This is a genomic window from Rhodoferax sp. (assembly GCF_039922535.1).
Lineage (GTDB): Bacteria > Pseudomonadota > Gammaproteobacteria > Burkholderiales > Burkholderiaceae_C > Rhodoferax_B.
Window position 1 is genome coordinate 1 of sequence record NZ_JBDTEM010000232.1, and the last position, 3,297, is coordinate 3,297.

Consider the following 3,297-nt stretch of genomic DNA (forward strand, 5'->3'; position numbering starts at 1 on the left):
TCGTGTTGGCGCGGGTTCAGCTCGGTCTTCAGGGCCAGGTGCGACATGCCGATGATGGCGTTCATCGGGGTTCGGATCTCGTGGCTCATATTGGCCAAAAAGTCGCCCTTGGCCTGGCTGGCGGCATCGGCGGCATCTTTGGCAACGCGCAGTTGTTCGATCAGCAGGCGCATATCGGCCTCGGCCTGTTGTGATTCGATAAACAGTTCTTCGCGCGATTTCTCGGTAAACAGGGCGCGCAGACGGGCGACAGCGGGCAACTGCAGGTGGTGCCACAGCGCAAAGTGCAGCCGCAGGGCGTGGTGCGGGGGTTGGTGCAGGGTATTGGTCTGCACAAACGATTCGCTGGCTTGCGCAAAGCCCAGCAGGCGGTGCGGTGCGGCAGGCAGTGGGGTAAGGGACAGGCCGGTCAGGGTGGCGAACGCGCGGTGCCCGTCCCGGTGGAACGACAGCTCTACCGCCGGGGCCTGGCCGTGCTGCAACAGCCAGCGGCAGACATCGGACACGCAGGCGGCGATGGGAGTGCAGTGGGTGGTGTCGCTGTTGCTGCGGCCTTCCACTTCCAGCAGCACCTGCAAAACTTTGTTCCGCGTCTCCAGGCACGAGGCGGGCGCGTGCAGGCTGATTCGGCCGATCCAGGCTACGTCTTGCATTTGACAACAATGCAGCTGGCATCGTCCGTCGCTTTGCCGCCGACCCGCAGCACGGTTTCGGCGATCTGCTGCGCCGTGCCCAGGTGCACGCGGGTACGCACCTCGGGACTGATGGCTTCGCGGATGCCGTCGGAGTACAGCAGTACTACATCGTCGCTGCGCAAGGTGAAGCGTTGCACGTCGGGGGTGGGAAAGCGTTCGCCCAGCACGCCGTCGCGGCAAATGCCCACCCAGGGCGTGGGCCCGAGGCAGCGCATGCGGATGTTGCCAATACCGGCCAGGCTCAGCACGTTGCGGGCCAGATCCAGATAGGCCACGGCGATGGCTGCGCCAATGGTGCCCGCAGCGCGCAGGTGCAACTGGTACAGCAATGCGGCCAGATCGTTGTGGGCGGCGGCACGCAGGTGTTCGGCCAGTTGCACCGACAGCGCGTGCGCCCGTTTGCCGTGACCGGATGCGTCGATGCAGGCCAGTAGCATGCCGCCGGCGATGGGCAGCACCAGGGTGCTGTCGCCTGACACGTATTCGGGGTAGCAAGGGCGGTTGATTTCGGCGATCTCAAAGACCAGGCCCTGGCGGGATGCATCCCGTACCAGGTGGGTGCGGGTGTGGGTGACCATAGAGACGGCAGAGCGGCTGGCGGGACTGTGGGCCACCGGCATCGGGGTCAGCCACTTGCGCACCCGCACGCGGCAGCCCTTGCCGGGGGCGGAGTCGATATGGAATTCGGACACCATGCGCCGCACACCCGACAGGCCCAGGCCTAGTGTGCCCGATGAGCTGTAGTGCTCTTGCAGGGCCAGATCCAGGTTGGGGATGCCGGGGCCTGCGTCCTCGGCGACCAGTTCGACGGCGGTGCGGAAGTCTTCCTGCCTGGTTTGCACCCGGATGTGGCCATGGCCCGCGTATTTGAGGATGTTGCTGCCCAGCTCGGACACCACCGTGGCCAGCAGCGACAGATCGACCGGCGAGAAGCGGGCCAGGCTGGGCAGACGGGCTACGGCGGCCACGGCCACGCGCAGGTCTAGCGGCGAGTGCAACCGGTAAACGGCCGTTTCAATTCCCGATGTGTGGCCTGCGTTTGCCATGGTGCGGCTACCGGTGCAACGCCAGCGTCGCAAAGGCGTCCTCCATGTGCTGGCAAAACTGCAGGTCGCTGATGTCTATGTCGGCCTGCGCCAAAAACGCCGCAATGCCCGGTGCCAAAGCCACAAACACCACCTCGGCCCCCAAAAAACCGGCCACCTGGGACAGCCCGCGCACGCGGTTAAATTCATGCAGGTCCAGCACTTGTACGCCCGAGAAGTCCAATACCGCGCCTGACAGGCGGTTGGCTACCAGCCGCTGTGAGAATTCCTGGTACAGCATGGTGAAGGCTTCGTCGCTGATGTCGCCCTGCAATGTCACCACCAGGCAGCCTTCCACCTCGGTCATGGACGCGCCGCTGAGGGCATGGCTGGACATGGGGGCTGCTTAGTTACCGTTACGGGGCCGCACGGCAATAGTGCTGGCGGGCGGAGTCATGTCCATTACGCCGATGGCCCGCAGCGCCAGCTCGAAGGCATCGCGCAGGGTGGCGGTGGTGCGCACCTCGCCAATCGACACGCCCAGCTCGACCATGGTGCGGGCAATCGACGGTGACACGCCGGAGATGATGGACTCGCAGCCCATCAGCCGGGTGGCCTTGGTGATCTTGATAAGTTGGTTGGCCACGCTGGTGTCCACCGAGGCCACGCCACTGATATCCAGCACAAACACCTTGGACCGGCTTTCGGCAATCTTGGTGAGGGTCTTGTTCATGATCTCCGCCGTGCGGGTGGTGTCGATGATGCCGACCAGCGGCAGTAGCAAAATGCCCTCCCAGATGGGCGTGACCGGGGTGGACATTTCCATCATCGCCCGGCTGTGGTCGGCAATCCGTTCGCGGGCAATGCGGGAGATGGTGTCTATCACCAAAAAGGTGTCCATCTTTAGCAGCTTGTTGATGGACATCGCCATGTCCAGCACGTCGGCAATGGACGTGTCGGTCAGCCGCAGGCGCTCCACAAACATCTGGTAAGACATGCTGACGCCGGCAAAGTAGATGTCGTTGGGCAGCTCGATGTGGGCGTGCACCGCGCCCACGTGGGTGCGGCGGGCGACGTAGAAGTCGTTGATGTCGGCCGCAAAAAATTCTTCCCAGTGCCGGGTTTGCATTTTGCTGACGCGGCCTACGTTGTCGCTGTCGGGGAAGAACTGCAGGTACTCAGGCTGTTGGCGCAGCCACACGTACCACTGCTCCACAAAGGATTCCAGTTGCGGTGCCAGGATGTCCCCGGCCCGGCGGACGTTGTGGATGTCTATCGGAGTGACGTTAAATTTTTCTAGCAACTCGACAGAGGTCATGGCGTTCCTTTGGGGGGCTCGGGCCGGAATGAGAGCGGTGTTGCAACAGCTTATCTGAAAACAACATTCAGTAACCCATTCAATGGGCCTGCGTACCCGTCCACATCCGGGTACATCCCCCTTTTTAAGGAAAATAGGCCTCTAGCGCTTATTCCGCATGCGCTAACAGCTATACAAATAATAGTGAATGTCAATAGGGGTTATGGTTGATCTAGCTCAGCGCAGTGCCTTCCATGGTTACATCTGCGGGGGGTACTAG

General features: G+C 62.6%; 4 protein-coding genes. All 4 read right to left on the minus strand.

The features are described from left to right. On the minus strand, positions 1-653 hold a 653-nt coding region (locus ABI213_RS11015), incomplete at its 3' end, for a histidine kinase dimerization/phospho-acceptor domain-containing protein (RefSeq protein WP_348027064.1). Continuing rightward, positions 641-1,741 (minus strand): ATP-binding SpoIIE family protein phosphatase, encoded by a 1,101-nt coding sequence (locus tag ABI213_RS11020; RefSeq protein ID WP_348007405.1) that lies wholly within the window; start codon positions 1,739-1,741, stop codon positions 641-643. The genes ABI213_RS11015 and ABI213_RS11020, both read right to left, overlap by 13 nt. A 7-nt stretch (positions 1,742-1,748) precedes the next feature. Beyond that, entirely contained in the window at positions 1,749-2,117 is a 369-nt protein-coding gene (locus tag ABI213_RS11025; protein WP_348007406.1) for an STAS domain-containing protein, read from the minus strand. A 9-nt stretch (positions 2,118-2,126) separates the two neighbouring features. Next, complete coding sequence (locus tag ABI213_RS11030; RefSeq protein WP_348007407.1) at positions 2,127-3,038, minus strand: protoglobin domain-containing protein; 912 nt, start codon at positions 3,036-3,038, stop codon at positions 2,127-2,129. Positions 3,039-3,297: the final 259 nt, after the last annotated feature.